We start from the raw sequence: 13626 nt of genomic DNA, 5'->3' as shown, positions 1-13626 counted from the left end.
GCACCGCTATTCGACGGTCACCGATTTCGCGAGGTTCCGCGGTTTGTCGACGTCGTAACCGCGCGCCTGGGCGACGCTGGCGGCGAACACCTGCAGCGGGACGGTCGAGACCAGCGGCTGCAGCAGGGTCGGTGTCTTCGGGATCGGGATGAATTCGTCGGCCACCGCCCGGGCGGCCACATCGTCGGGTTCGGCGATGACGATCGTGCGCGCCCCGCGCGCCTGGATCTCGCGGATGTTGCTGACCATCTTGGAGTGCAGCATCGCGCGTCCCTCGGGCGAGGGCATCACGGTGATCACCGGCAACCCGTCCTCGATGAGGGCGATCGGACCGTGCTTGAGCTCGCCGGCCGCGAAACCCTCCGCGTGCATGTAGGCCAGTTCCTTGAGTTTGAGCGCCCCCTCGAGCGCCACCGGGTAGCCCACATGCCGGCCGATGAACAACACGGTGTTGTGGTGCGACAGCGACCGTGCGAGCTCGCGGACCGGTTCCATCGTCTCCAGGACCTCGGCCACGGAGTCGGCCATCGCCTCGATCGCGGCGAATTCGCGCGCCACCTCGTCGGCGTACTTGGTGCCGCGGGCCTGCGCGAGCGCGAGACCCACCAGGTAGGCGGCGACGATCTGGGCGAGGAAGCACTTCGTGGACGCGACACCGATCTCCGGCCCGGCGTGGGTGTAGAGCACCGCATCGGACTCGCGCGGGATCTGGGCGCCGTTGGTGTTGCAGATCGCGAGCACGCGCGCCTTCTGGTCCTTGGCGTGCCGCACCGCCTCGAGGGTGTCCGCGGTCTCTCCCGACTGCGAGATGGCCACCACCAGGGTCGACCGGTCCAGGACCGGGTCGCGGTAGCGGAATTCGCTGGCGAGTTCGATCTCGACGGGCAGTCGCGTCCAGTGCTCGATCGCATATTTGGCGAGGAGGCCTGCGTGGTAGGCGGTTCCGCAGGCGACGACGAAGACCTTGTCGACATCACGCAGGTCGTCGTCGGTCAGGCGCTGCTCGTCGAGCACGATGCGCCCGTTCTGCAGATGGCCGAGCAGGGTGTCGGCGATGGCGCGCGGCTGCTCGGCGATCTCCTTGAGCATGAAGAAGTCGTAGCCGCCCTTCTCCGCGGCGGCGAGATCCCAGTCGATGTGGAACGGCTTGCCCACCCGCGGGTTCTGATCGAAATCGGTGATCGTGTACGAGTCGGCGGTGATCACCACGACCTCGTCCTGGCCCAGTTCCACCGCGTCGCGGGTGTGCTCGATGAACGCCGTCACATCGGAACCGACGAACATCTCGCCCTGACCCACGCCCACCACGAGCGGCGTGGAACGCCGGGCCGCGACGATCGTGTCCGCGTGGTCGGCATGGGTGAACACCAGCGTGAACGCGCCTTCGAGGCGGCGGAGCGCGGCGTAGGCGCTCGCCACGAAGTCGCCGGCCGTGGGGCCGAACGCGTAGTACTTCGAGACCAGGTGCACCGCGGTCTCGGTGTCGGTCTCGGAACCGAATTCGACGCTGTCGTTCTCGAGTTCAGCGCGCAGCTCGGCGTAGTTCTCGATGATGCCGTTGTGCACGACGGCGATCTTGCCGTCGTCACTGGCGTGCGGGTGCGCATTGCGGTCGGTCGGTTTGCCGTGCGTGGCCCATCGCGTGTGACCCATGCCGGTGGTTCCCGACAGCGCGTCGCGGCCGACCGTTGCGATCTGCTTGTCCAGGTTCTCCATGCGGAGAGCCTTCTTCTGGATGGCGGTGTTGCCCGCGCCGTCGAGGATCGCGACGCCCGCCGAGTCGTACCCCCGATACTCCATCCGTCGCAGCGCGTCGACGACGATGTCCAGGGCATCGCGGCGCCCCACGTATCCCACGATTCCACACATAGCTAGTCAGCGTACCTGCGCGGCGGGCGTCGACGGCGTCACACGTCCGCTCGCCCGCCCGGGTCACCGGCAGGGTGCCGACCAGGCGCGGGACACCATCTCACTCGATGGTGTCGGGCACCACCACGTTGGGGGCTCCGGCCGGGACCGGCCCCGCGGCGCGACGCCGCTTGCGTTCCTTCGCGCCCAGCAGTTTGGCGATCTTGTCCTGGATCTCCGGCGGGTCGTCGAGGTCGACGGCCGGGACCTTCCCCAGCACGGTGTCGGCGTCGGCGAACGCCGCGTACTGCTCGTCCTCGTCGAGCGTGTGCAGGAAGAAGCCGGTGAGCATCGCCCGCACCGCGGAGTGGGTCTTCTTGTCCGCCCCGTTGCTGCCGAGCAGGGCTTTGATCGAGCGGTGCTCGACGAGCCCGCGCGACGACGCGGCGGGTGGGATACGCAACACCACCGGCGCGGAGTCGTCGCCGAGGTCGGAGCCGTAGGTCTGCGCCAACGGCAGCGCGTTGCTGTCGATGCTGTCGAGTTCGCCGATGGCCGACACGAGGAGTCCCGGAGCCGCGACCCGGCGAGCGGCGGGCAGGAGCGCGGCGGTGGTGGGTGCGGGGAACAGTGCCGCCACACCGCGAACCGGGAGATGGTCCTGTCCGTGCAGGCGTCCCGGGGCGGCGGCGATGATCGCGGCCGCACCGCCGAAACCGTGCCCGGCGAATCCGATCTTGCGTGGGTCGACCGTGATGTCGCCGAAGCCGAGGGGGACGCGCGTCACGATCGACAGCGCCGATCGCAGATCGGCGGCCAACGCGTCGTCCGAGGCGAGCACACCCCGTTGCCCGGCCGGGACGGCGACGACGATGCCCCACGACGCGAGATGCTGGCAGAGATCCTTGTAGCGATCCGGCGACGTCATCCATCCGTGGCCGAACGCGATCGCCGGAAGGCGCGACCCCCCGGCGGGCGTGTAGACGACCCCCGGTGTCCCCACGATCCCGAGGTCACCGCGGAGAACACGGTGAGGGCCGCGGCGGGCGAGCGCGGACATCAGTTTCGCGGGCGACTGCGGCTTCTGACGCTTCTTCCCTGGCACAGCAGACAGCCTATGTGGTCGTCGGCGGCAGATGTGGACTGGCGTCGGCCACGTCGGCGGGCAGCATGATCCCCGGGGTGGCGTCCGCCGCCTCCGCGGCGTTCTCGAGTTCCTCCCGAAGGCGCTCGGTCTCCGAACGCACCGAGTTGCGGAGATGATCCGCCATCGCGAGGTCGAGGTCGCGTTGCCGTGCGGAGAACCGGTGCGAGGCGCCCGCCACATCGGCCGTGGCACTGCGCGCCAGGGCCTCGATCTGGTCGGCGAGATTCACTGGTCACCCGCCAGTGCCAGATCCCCAGACGAGGCCAGGTCACCGGAGGAGCGGCCCGACGGGTTCGTCCGGTCCGGCGGGTCCGGCGGGTCCGGATCGGCGTCGGGTGTGGTGCGAGCCGTGTCGGCAACGGCACGGGCCGTCGTCGTCGACTGCTGGTGTGCTCCCTCGGATCCGGGCTGAACGGACGCAGGGTTGCCGGATGCGACCTGATCGGATTCGGGTGCCCCGGCGAGGCCGCGCAAGCGGAAGGGGACGTCGACGTCGTCCTCACTCCCGCGGGTGCTGCCCGCGGTCTCGGCCGGCGCGGCTGGGCGGGCGGCTTCGGGACCGGGTGAACCGGAGAGTGCCGCTGAACCGTCGGCCGGGAGATGCTCGGTCGTCGATTCGGAGAGCCACGGTCGGAGTGATGAGGGATCCGGCGCGCCCGCCGTGAGCCCGGAGTCGGTGTGGCCGGCGAGATGATGCGACGACGGCGGGACCGACGACCGCACGGGTTCTGCTTGCGGCGGCTCAGGAGTCGCGGACCGGACGTCTGTGGGATAGGCCTCGTCGTCGATCCCGTCGAGCGATCGGTTCAGGAGGTCGAGAATCCCGGCGATGCCGCGGGCGGTGGCGTCGGCGGCGGTGGTGAACAGTTCCACCCTCGATCGGATGTCCTCGATCGCCACCGCTGCGGGAACGCGCCCGGTCAGCACGGCCTGGGGTAGCTCGGCGGGGGGCACACCCGCGACCGACGGAACCGAGAGCCGGGCCACCGTGAGATAGAACGTGCGGAGCAACCTGTCGATCCCGGACGCCGCCGCCGAGGCCGCGTCGGTGAGCGTCCGCAACATGTGCAGGTCGGACTCCGCGCGGCGCTGGTGGTCGATGACCGCACCGATCGCCACGACCGCGGCATCGCTGTTCCATCCGTCGTCGAGGCGGACCTGCTGTTCAGGGAGATGGTGAAGCTGCTCGGACACCGTACGATGCGCCGCCACCAGGGCCCGGCTGTCGGCGGACAGTGCGGCGACGTCGAACCGATCGATGGCGCCCAGACCGTGCCGGAGAGCGTCGGCGGTGGGCGCCGCGACACCCATGAGACGGCCGGCGGCGACCAGGTCGATCAGCGACTCCACACCTGTGCCCGCGTCCTGGCGCAGCACTGTCAGGGAGTCCTCGCCGCGCCTCATCCGAAGTCCGTTCGGGCAGCGGGTAGCGCCCGCGTGATCTCGCCTGCGACGTGGTCGTCACCGTCGGACATCAGGATCGCGCTGTTGCGAAGAGTGTCGGCGAGTTCTCCCGCTGCGCCGGCCTGCTCCCGAAGTCGTTGCGCCAGAGTCGCACTCAGCTTCCGGTACGTCGTAGCCAGTTCGTCGAACGTCGTCGCGGCTCCGATCGACGCGCCACCGGATGACTCGGGACGCGTCCGCGCCCACCCACCGAAGTCGTGCGCCGCCAGGTCGTCGGCGACCGCGCTCAGGACGAGAGACGATCTCCGGTAGAAACCCGCGACCGCGGACACCTGCGCGGTGTCCATGGCGATCGGGCGCCGATCGATGTCGTCCACGCCACCCCTCCCCGCCGCTCCGACTCGTGGGTCCACCCGGTTGTCCTCCGGAACCGACCCTGCTCTGCAGTCTTGGACCCTGCTCTGCATTCTTTGACGCAGCGTAGTGCGGTCGGGTTCCCTACGGGGCGAGAAGACCGTGCGCGGTGACCGCGTCGAGGAGCGCGGTGGGGCGATCGCCGGCCGGGACGTCGTGCACCAGCGCGAACGAGCAGCCCAGGTCGCGGGCGCCGCCGTCGGCGGTCTCGCTGTCGCCGACCATGAGCACCTCGGTCGGCGGCACGCCGAGCGGATCGAGCGCGGCACGGAAGATCTGGGGATCCGGCTTGATCGCGCCGACCTCGTACGACAGCGCGCATGCGCCGACCAGGTCCTCCACCCCGTGCAGGGCGAGGACCTTACGCAGATCGAAGGCGATGTTGCTGACGATGCCGATCGGGACGTCGGAGGCGGCCAGCTTCTGGAGCACGGCGACGGTGTCGTGGAACGGTACCCACGACGACGGGTCGAGCACCCGGTTGTAGAGCGACGAGGCGTGGGCGGTGTTGCCCATCCCCGCCTCGCGCAGCAGTGCCAGGTAGCCGGCCCGGTGGAGTTCGGGATCGAGGTCGCGCCGTTCCCAGGCGATGCGATCGTCGCCGAAGATCCCGTCGGGGATGCCCACGGGCGCAACCATTCGTCGGATGATCTCGGATTGGCGGGCCGCGTCGAACGGCGCGCCGGAATCGTCGCGCAGCTCCGCGAACCACTCGTCACGAGCCTCGAAGCGGAACAGCGTGCCGGAGAAGTCGAACAGGACGCCCCGCGGGGGCGTCGGGCCGGTCATCCGCCGGCGCTCTCGACGACGCCGGCCAGGCGGCCCGCGACCTCCAGTGCGACCTCGGGTGTCGCGGCCTCCACCATGACGCGTACGAGCTGCTCGGTTCCGGAGGGTCGCAGCAGGACGCGGCCGGTCTCCCCCAGTTCGGCTTCGGCGGCGGTAACCGCCTGTTTGACCGAGTCCGAGTGCGCGACAGCATGTTTGTCACCGACCCGCACGTTGATCAGTTCCTGCGGCAGCACCGTGACGATGCCGGCGAGGTCGGCCAGTCGCGAGGAGGTGGCCGCCATGCGGGCCATGATCATGAGGCCGGTGAGGATGCCGTCGCCGGTCGTCCCCGACCCCGGGACGACGATGTGCCCGGATTGCTCGCCACCCAGCGAGTAACCACCGCGGCGGAGTTCCTCGACCACGTAACGATCGCCGACCGCGGTGGTGTGGACGGTGATACCCGCCTCGCGCATGGCGATGTGGAGTCCGAGATTGCTCATGACCGTGGCGACGAGCACGTTCTCACGGAGCTTGCCCTGATCACGCAACGAGGTCGCAAGGACCGCCATGATGGCGTCGCCGTCGACGATCTGACCGGTGGAATCGACTGCGAGACAACGGTCCGCGTCACCGTCGTGCGCCAGTCCCAGGTCGGCTCCGTGTTCGAGCACAGCCGCCTGCAGCTTGTCCATGTGCGTGGAGCCGCAGTCGGCGTTGATGTTCAGGCCGTCGGGCTCGGCGTGGATGGCGATGACCGTCGCGCCTGCGTCGGCGTAGGCCTGCGGTCCAAGCTGCGATGCCGAGCCGTGCGCGCAATCGACGACGACGGTCAGCCCGTCGAGCCGCGTGTCGATCGCCTGCGCGAGGTGCTTGCGATAGCGCTCGCCCGCGTCGGGGGCGTCGAGGACACGTCCCACCGCGGCACCGATGGGGCGCACGATGTCGTCCTCCATGGCCGCCTCGATGCGGTCCTCGACCTCGTCCTCGAGTTTGTGGCCCCCGGCCGAGAAGAACTTGATCCCGTTGTCGGGCATGGGGTTGTGGGATGCGGAGATCATCACCCCGAAGTCGGCGTGGTAGTCCGCGGTCAGGAACGCCACCGCCGGGGTCGGCACGACGCCGATGCAGATCGCGTCGACACCGGTCGCCGCGAGACCGGCGCACACCGCGGCCTCGAGCATCTCGCCCGAGGCGCGTGGATCGCGGCCCACGACGGCACGCGGCCGACGCGTGCTCGCGCCGGGATCCGAGGCTGGCAGTTCCTGGAAAACGACCGCGGCGGCCGAGGCCAGGCGCAACGCGAGCTCTGGGGTGAGCTCGGCGTTGGCCAGGCCTCGGACGCCGTCGGTTCCGAAAAGGCGTGCCAAGATCAGCGCTTGGAGTACTGCGACGCCTTGCGGGCCTTCTTGAGGCCGTACTTCTTGCGCTCGACCGCACGCGGGTCACGGGTGAGGAAGCCGGCCTTCTTCAGGGCAGGACGATCCTCAGGGGTGACATCGATGAGTGCGCGGGCGATGGCGAGGCGCAGCGCGCCGGCCTGGCCGGAGGGGCCGCCGCCGACGAGCTTGGCGAAGATGTCGAACGACTCGGTGCGCTCGACGAGCACCAGCGGCGCCTTGATGAGCTGCTGGTGCACCTTGTTGGGGAAGTACTCCTCCAGCGAGCGGCCGTTGAGGGTGAACCCACCGGTGCCCGGCATCATGCGGACGCGGACGATGGCTTCCTTGCGGCGACCGACGGTCTGGATCGGACGGTCGATGACGATCGGCTCCCGAACGTCTTCGGCAGCGGCGACGGCCTCGTAGTCGTCGGCGGCGTCTTCAACGGCCTCCACGACCTCGACCGGGTCCACGGCTTCCACGTCTTCGATGACCTCGACGACCTCTTCGACGGCGTCGTTGATGTTCTCGTTGCTCACTGGGCCACCTGCTTGATCTCGAAGGGGACGGGGCGCTGGGCCGCGTGCGGATGATTCGGGCCTGCGTAGACCTTCAGCTTCGAGGCCATGGCGTTGCCGAGCTTGGTCGACGGGAGCATGCCCTTGACGGCCTTCTCGATGACGCGCTCAGGGTAGGTCGCGAGCAGTTCGGTGGTGGTGCGGGACTTGAGCCCACCGGGGTGCCCCGAGTGGGTGTAGTTCAGCTTGCGGTCGGCCTTGTTGCTGGTCAGCGCAACCTTCTCCGCGTTGATGATGACGACGAAGTCGCCGCCGTCCATGTGCGGGGCGTAGGTCGGCTTGTGCTTGCCGCGGAGCAGGTTCGCGACCTGCACGGCCAGCCGGCCGAGCACCACGTTCTCGGCGTCGATGACATGCCACGTACGCGTGATGTCACCGGCCTTCGGGGTGTAGGTAGGCACAGTTGTCCTCAACTCTTGTCTTGTGGGTGCTGGTCGGATGCGCGGCAGAGGTTGTTCCCGGCGACCAGTGGGGACCCGGGCCTCCGGCTGCCTGGACGCACGAACGTGCACCAGGCGCCGAGCACCAGCGACCCAGGTTACGCGACCGCGCAGGTCAGGGTCAAAACGCTCATCGGGGCGCCACGCGCGCGGTGCGGACCGCCTGTTCGCACTCCGGGTCGACGGTTTCGGCGGCGCCTCCCGCCTGACAGCCGATGGAGACCTGCAGTCCGTCGTCGACGATGACATACCACCGGATCGCACTCCCGGAGGCGGGCGCCTCCCGGTAACCGATGACGTCGCGGCCGGCGAACCTGGTGTCGGCCGAGAACTCGGTCACCACATCGTCACCCCGCTGGTCGATGCGGTTGCGCAGGCTGGTCGCCACCGAGTCGCGGGTCGACCCCGCCCGCACCTCGGTCAGCACGACGATGATGCGTCGTCCGTCGGATTCGTCGACGAACACCGCGCGCGACGTGCTGGGGTCGTCGACCGTACCGCTCGGGGTGTCCTGACCGGAGTGTCGCCACCCGCCCGGCACCGACAGCTGCGCGCGTCCCACCTGGACATCGGCCACCGAGGAGGGCGGTGCGCCGTCGCGCTGCCACCACCCCACCGCGAACGCCCCGGCGACGACGAGTACCGCGATGACTGCCGCCCCGGCCAGGAGCGGGCGCGACCGCCACCCGGGGCCGTCGCGGGGTTCGGGGTCCACCACCGGCTGCTTGACCCCGGGCCCGGCATCGGCTGCGCCGGTTCGATGCCCCAGACGCACCACGAGAGCCCGATCCACCGCGACGACGCGTCCGGCGACCGCATGCGCGGCGACGAGATCGATCGCCGAGGCCACCTCCCCCGCATCGTCGCCGTCGACGAACACCGCCTCCACCGAATCGTCGATGAGTGCGAGGCCCGCCTCGGGAGCGGATGCGGGGATCACACCGCAACGTTCGATGACCCAGCCGTCCGGACGCCGGCTCACGATCTGCACATCCCACATCGCCGGACGCGGATGGGCGGGATCGACGGGACGCGCCGGCAGGTGGGTGGTCTCGACGACGGCGCAGCGTCGGACGGTGAGGTCGGCGTGGCTGCGTGCGATCAGCACGGCCCGCGGCACGAGCATCACCGTCGACCCGGGACCCGCGGCATCGGCCAGCGCGGACGCCCGACGCGGACCCCACGTGCTGGGATGCCCGACGAGAACCGTCCGGCCCGTGAACCCCGATCCGCCGATCCCCATCGCGCCGAAGGCTTGCTGCCAGGCCTGACGTAGATGGTGGCGACGACCGTCGAGCACGATGCTCATCTCGTCGACGCCCTGTAGCAGAGCACGCACATCGCAGCCGGTGTCGCGCAGGCCGGCTCCGGGCTCCCAGATCCGCGGCGTCCCGAAGGCGAGGTCCACGACCGTGGGCCGGTCCGACCCCGTCACGCGCGCCGAACGGCGTGGGCCACCACCGGCATCCCGTGGCGAGGTCATGCGGGCTAGTCGCCGAGCGGGAGGTGGGCGACCTGGATCATCTCCTGGGGCCGGGTCCGCGACACCAGCTCGCCACGGCCGGGGACCAGACTCTGCATCCGCGACCGGCCGGTGATGAAGCCCTCGTCGCGGTCTCCGCTCATGAGCAGGATGTCCGACGACAGGTCCTTCAACCGGGCTATCAGTGGATCGAACATCGCGCGTCCGAGCCCGCCAGAGCGGCGGGCCAGCACGATGTGCAGGCCGATGTCCCGTGCGTGCGAGGCGAGTTCGACGATCGGGGCCATCGGATTGCCGGTGGACGTGGCGACCATGTCGTAGTCGTCGACCACGACGTAGACCTCGGGCTGACCGGCCAGCCACGTGCGGTCCCGTAGCTGCTGCACCGTCACGTCCTCCGGGGGCATCCGACTCTTCAGGTACGCCGCGAGCTCGGTCATCATCGACGCGGCGCGATCGGGTGAGCTCGCGTACCCGGCCAAATGGTCGCCGTCGATGATGCCCAGCATGGTGCGGCGGTAGTCGATGAACACGATCCGCACCTCGTCCGGCGTCGCGTTCGCGACCAACCCGGTCACGATCGTCCGGAGGAGGTTCGTCTTGCCGTGTTCGACGTCGGCGAAGGCCATGACATGCGGCTGGGTGGTGAAGTCGAGGATCACCGGGGCGAGTTCGAGTTCCCCGACCCCGATGGCGACCTGGTTGGGAGCGAGCGTGAGTCCGGCCTCGGTGACCGCGCGCTGAACGGACGTGAAGTCGATCTCGGTGCTCAGCTTGCGGACCGCCATCGCCGACCGGCCCGGATAGGCGCTCGCGATCTGCTCGACCGACTGCGCGACTCCCGCGGGCAGCGACTCGGCGCTGCTGACCGGGTCGAGCCGCGGCAGTGCGATGAGCATGTGCAGTTCCTGACCGGTGAGACCGCGGCCCGGACGGTTCTGCGGGACCAGTGCGGCCGCACGGCGTCCCATGTCGGAATCCATCGGGTCGCCGAGGCGGAGCTCGATGCGGGTACCCATCAGGTCGCGGACGGCCGGACGGACCTCGGCCCAGCGGGACGCGCTGACCACGACGTGGACGCCGAAGCTCAGGCCCTGCGACACGATCGAGGTGATCTGTTCCTCGAGGGACTCCAGCTCGGAGCGCAGCACAGTGATGCCGTCGAGGACGAGAAACACATCTCCGAAGCGGTCGGCCGCCAGTGGGTCGGCCGGGGCGAGCGGGTCCTCGGGTCCGACGTCGCCGGTGGCGAACCATGTCGCACGCCGGGCCCGGTAGTCGCGCATCGACTCGATGCCGAGCCGGGCGAACAGCGATTCGCGGGCCCGGACGACGGCCGCGACCTCGGCGACGGTGCGGCGCACGGCGTCCATGTCGCCACGTGAAGCGACCGAACCCACGTGGGGCAGCCCGGCGAGGCCCGCCAGGCTGCCACCGCCGAAGTCCAGGCAGTAGAACTGGACCTGCTCCGGGGTGTGCGATGCCGCGGCCGCCATGATGAACGTGCGCAGCGTCGTGGACTTTCCCGATTGGGGTCCGCCCACCACCGCCACGTTGCCTGCCGCGCCGGACAGGTCGATCACGAGCGGATCGCGCCGCTGATCATAGGGACGGTCGACGACCCCGATCGGTATCGCGAGATTGCCGGGGACCGCCGGCTGCGTCCAATCCCGTTGCCCGAGTAAATGTTCCACCGTGGGGGATTCGTCGAGGGGCGGCAACCACACCCGGTGCGCGGGCGGTCCGGCGTTCTCCATGCGTTCGACGATCGTCTGCATGAGCGTCGGCACAGGCGCCGAGATCGGCTCGAAGTCGGGCGTCGACTCGGGTGCGGGCGGCTCCTCGTCGAGGAGGCTCTCGGCCTGGTCGAGCAGCGACCGCGGGGCCCCCTCGTCGAGCGGCACCGGCAAGGCGGTGAACACCTTGAGGTTTCCGCGCCGCATCGACGACGCGGTGGTCTGGTCCGACACCTCGGGGACCGTCGGTGAGTGGTATGGACCGGACACGTAGGAGGTGTTGAACCGGATCGGGTCGGCCGAATCGCACTTCAGATAGGCCGATCCCGGGACACTCGGCAGATGGTAGGCGTCGGGCACACCGAGGACCGAACGGGACTCGTTGGCGGAGAACGTCTTCAGGCCGATGCGGTAGGACAGGTGGGAGTCCAGTCCGCGGAGCTTGCCCTCCTCGAGTCGTTGCGAGGCCAGCAGCAGGTGGATGTGCAACGACCTGCCCAGTCGACCGATCGCGACGAACAGCTCGGCGAAATCCGGCTTCTGCGAGAGCAGTTCGGAGAACTCGTCGACGACGATGAAGAGCGCCGGGAGAGGATCGAGGCGCACGCCCGACGCGCGTGCCCGTTCGTAGTCGGCGACGTTGGCGTAGTTGCCCGCCGCCCGCAGGACCTCCTGGCGGCGGTTCATCTCCCCCGACAACGCATCCTTCATACGGTCGACCATCGACAGCTCTTGCTCGAGGTTGGTGATGATCGCCGCGACGTGAGGTGCCGATTCCAGACCGAGGAAGGTGGCACCGCCCTTGAAGTCCACCAGGACGAGATTCAGCTCGGACGGCGAATGCGTGGCGAGCATCGCCAGGACCAGCGTCCGCAGGAACTCGGATTTTCCCGAACCCGTTGCGCCGATGCAGAGTCCGTGTGGCCCCATGCCGCCGTGCGCGCTCTCCTTGATGTCGAGCTCGACCGGCGCGCCGGACGGCGTGTACCCGATCGGCACGCGGAGCCGTTCACGTCCGGTGCGCCCCCGCCATGCGGTCGAGGGGTCGAACCGGGCGGCGTCCTCGATGCCCAGGAGCGCGGGCAGACCGGGATCGGCCGAGGTCGCCTCGGATTCGAGATTGGCCAAGGTGGCCGCGGTGGCCAGCCGATAGCGGGCCATCCGGCGCGCTATCGCCTCGGCCTCGGCGATCGTCAGGGAGTCCATGTCGGCGAACTCCTCGACGCCGGCGGCGCTGCGCGCGGACACCTTGCCGCCGCGGACGACGAGTTGCAGACCGCGCCGGACCGCGAGCCCGTCCGGCGGGGCGGTGAGGTCGAGGACGGTGACGCCCTCCATTCCGGCGTCGTTGATGATGCGCTCGTCGCCGGCGACGTACCCGTCGTCGATGATGACCACCAGGTGCGCGCGGTTGCCGCTCGGGGGCGCCGACCTGCTGAACCGGCCGCGCTCGAGAAGGTCTGCGGCCATGGAGTTCTCGAGATCGGCCAGCGTCGGGTAGATCATCCGCATCGCGCCCACGCCGTCGCGCAGCGTCGGATGGCCCACGTGCGGCAGCCATTTGGCCCAGTCCCAGGCCTCCCCCGCCGGGTCGCCGGTGACGATGCCGATGTGGAGGTGGTCGGGACCGTGGAACGCGCACAGCTCCACGATCATCGACCGGATGAGTTCACGGGTCTCCTGCCGTGCGCCCTCGATGTTGATGGCGGGGAACCCGCGCAGCGAGATCGACGTCGGAAGCCGGTAGACGGCCGAATGTGTGCGGACGAAGCGGCGCAGGGCGACCATCGACACCGGTTCGATGTCCTCGAGCGGCCCGGTCTCGGGCGGCATCAGGCGCGTCGCCAGCCGCTGGACGCCGACGCCCACACGCACATGCGCGAAGTCGGTGTCGCTGGGACGTCGTTCCCACATACGTCTGCTGCCCACGACGTCGAGCAGGGCGTGGGGGTCGGGATGACTCCATGTGCGCGCGGCGCGCTGGTTGGCGACGGTCTCGACCACCTGCCCGCGGAGCTGACCGAGATAGCGGAAGTAGTCCTTGCGCTCCTCGTTGAGTTCGCCCGCGCGCTTGCCGCCCCCGCGGCCGCCGGCCGCGAACATGCCGAACATCGACATCAGCATCATCAGCGGGAACATCATGAACAGCGGGTTGGTCAGGATGTTGCGGCCCCCGGTGACCACCATCAGCGAGACCATGCCGATGACGGCCACGACCATGACCACCGGCAGCAGCTTCATCAGTAGATTTCCGGGTACGACCCGGGGGACGTCGGGCGGGGCCTGGATGTTGACCTCACCGCCGGGAGTGCGCGGCGGCGTGATGCGCGGTCGGCGCACAAACCCCTCGGTCGTCGTGACCACGCGTCCCCCCTGACGTGTCGCGCTGTGTATCCCCGGGCGGTCGAACCCGCCGCGGTTGG

The 13626-nt window shown here is 69.6% G+C and carries 11 protein-coding genes; all 11 read right to left on the bottom strand.

Features of this window, described 5'->3' with window-relative positions:
• Window positions 1–6: 6 nt before the first annotated feature.
• The 11 genes from glmS to eccCa all read right to left on the bottom strand — a co-directional run bounded on the left by glmS (window position 7) and on the right by eccCa (window position 13567).
• Window positions 7–1869: a glutamine--fructose-6-phosphate transaminase (isomerizing) gene (glmS, locus tag MAY35_RS14905; RefSeq protein ID WP_238422082.1), complete on the bottom strand. Its 1863-nt coding sequence runs from the start codon at window positions 1867–1869 to the stop codon at window positions 7–9.
• Between the two features lie 100 nt (window positions 1870–1969).
• Window positions 1970–2953, bottom strand: coding sequence for an alpha/beta hydrolase (locus tag MAY35_RS14900; protein WP_238422081.1), 984 nt, complete (start codon window positions 2951–2953; stop codon window positions 1970–1972).
• Window positions 2954–2963: 10 nt separating this feature from the next.
• On the bottom strand, window positions 2964–3224 hold the full coding sequence (locus tag MAY35_RS14895; RefSeq protein WP_238422080.1) for a hypothetical protein: 261 nt from the start codon (window positions 3222–3224) through the stop codon (window positions 2964–2966).
• A complete protein-coding gene (locus MAY35_RS14890; RefSeq protein ID WP_238422079.1) occupies window positions 3221–4399 on the bottom strand; it encodes a hypothetical protein in 1179 nt (392 codons plus the stop codon). Before MAY35_RS14890 ends, MAY35_RS14895 begins: the two co-directional genes overlap by 4 nt.
• On the bottom strand, window positions 4396–4776 hold the full coding sequence (locus MAY35_RS14885) for a hypothetical protein (protein ID WP_238422078.1): 381 nt from the start codon (window positions 4774–4776) through the stop codon (window positions 4396–4398). Before MAY35_RS14885 ends, MAY35_RS14890 begins: the two co-directional genes overlap by 4 nt.
• Before the next feature lie 121 nt (window positions 4777–4897).
• Window positions 4898–5602, bottom strand: coding sequence for an HAD family hydrolase (locus tag MAY35_RS14880; protein WP_238422077.1), 705 nt, complete (start codon window positions 5600–5602; stop codon window positions 4898–4900).
• A complete protein-coding gene (glmM, locus tag MAY35_RS14875) occupies window positions 5599–6954 on the bottom strand; it encodes a phosphoglucosamine mutase (protein WP_238422076.1) in 1356 nt (451 codons plus the stop codon). Before glmM ends, MAY35_RS14880 begins: the two co-directional genes overlap by 4 nt.
• Window positions 6955–6956: 2 nt before the next feature.
• Window positions 6957–7505 (bottom strand): 30S ribosomal protein S9, encoded by a 549-nt coding sequence (rpsI, locus tag MAY35_RS14870; protein WP_238422075.1) that lies wholly within the window; start codon window positions 7503–7505, stop codon window positions 6957–6959.
• Entirely contained in the window at window positions 7502–7945 is a 444-nt protein-coding gene (gene rplM, locus MAY35_RS14865; protein ID WP_238422074.1) for a 50S ribosomal protein L13, read from the bottom strand. The genes rpsI and rplM overlap by 4 nt, the downstream gene beginning before the upstream one ends.
• A gap of 169 nt (window positions 7946–8114) precedes the next feature.
• Entirely contained in the window at window positions 8115–9467 is a 1353-nt protein-coding gene (locus MAY35_RS14860; protein ID WP_238422073.1) for a type VII secretion-associated protein, read from the bottom strand.
• Between the two features lie 5 nt (window positions 9468–9472).
• Window positions 9473–13567 carry a type VII secretion protein EccCa gene (gene eccCa, locus MAY35_RS14855; protein WP_238422072.1) on the bottom strand — a complete coding sequence of 1365 codons (4095 nt, stop codon included), beginning with the start codon at window positions 13565–13567 and terminating at the stop codon, window positions 9473–9475.
• Between the last annotated feature and the right edge of the window lie 59 nt (window positions 13568–13626).

The organism is Gordonia sp. 'Campus' (assembly GCF_022206305.1).
In the GTDB taxonomy this organism is placed as follows: Bacteria; Actinomycetota; Actinomycetes; order Mycobacteriales; family Mycobacteriaceae; genus Gordonia.
This window is presented reverse-complemented; position numbering and strand designations above follow the sequence as displayed.

Bases quoted from the DNA above. Each gene is read 5' to 3' on its own strand.
- glmS (WP_238422082.1), bottom strand. From the start codon at position 1,869: ATGTGTGGAATCGTGGGATACGTGGGGCGCCGCGATGCCCTGGACATC.
- MAY35_RS14890 (WP_238422079.1), bottom strand. From the start codon at position 4,399: ATGAGGCGCGGCGAGGACTCCCTGACAGTGCTGCGCCAGGACGCGGGC.
- MAY35_RS14880 (WP_238422077.1), bottom strand. From the start codon at position 5,602: ATGACCGGCCCGACGCCCCCGCGGGGCGTCCTGTTCGACTTCTCCGGC.
- MAY35_RS14860 (WP_238422073.1), bottom strand. From the start codon at position 9,467: ATGACCTCGCCACGGGATGCCGGTGGTGGCCCACGCCGTTCGGCGCGC.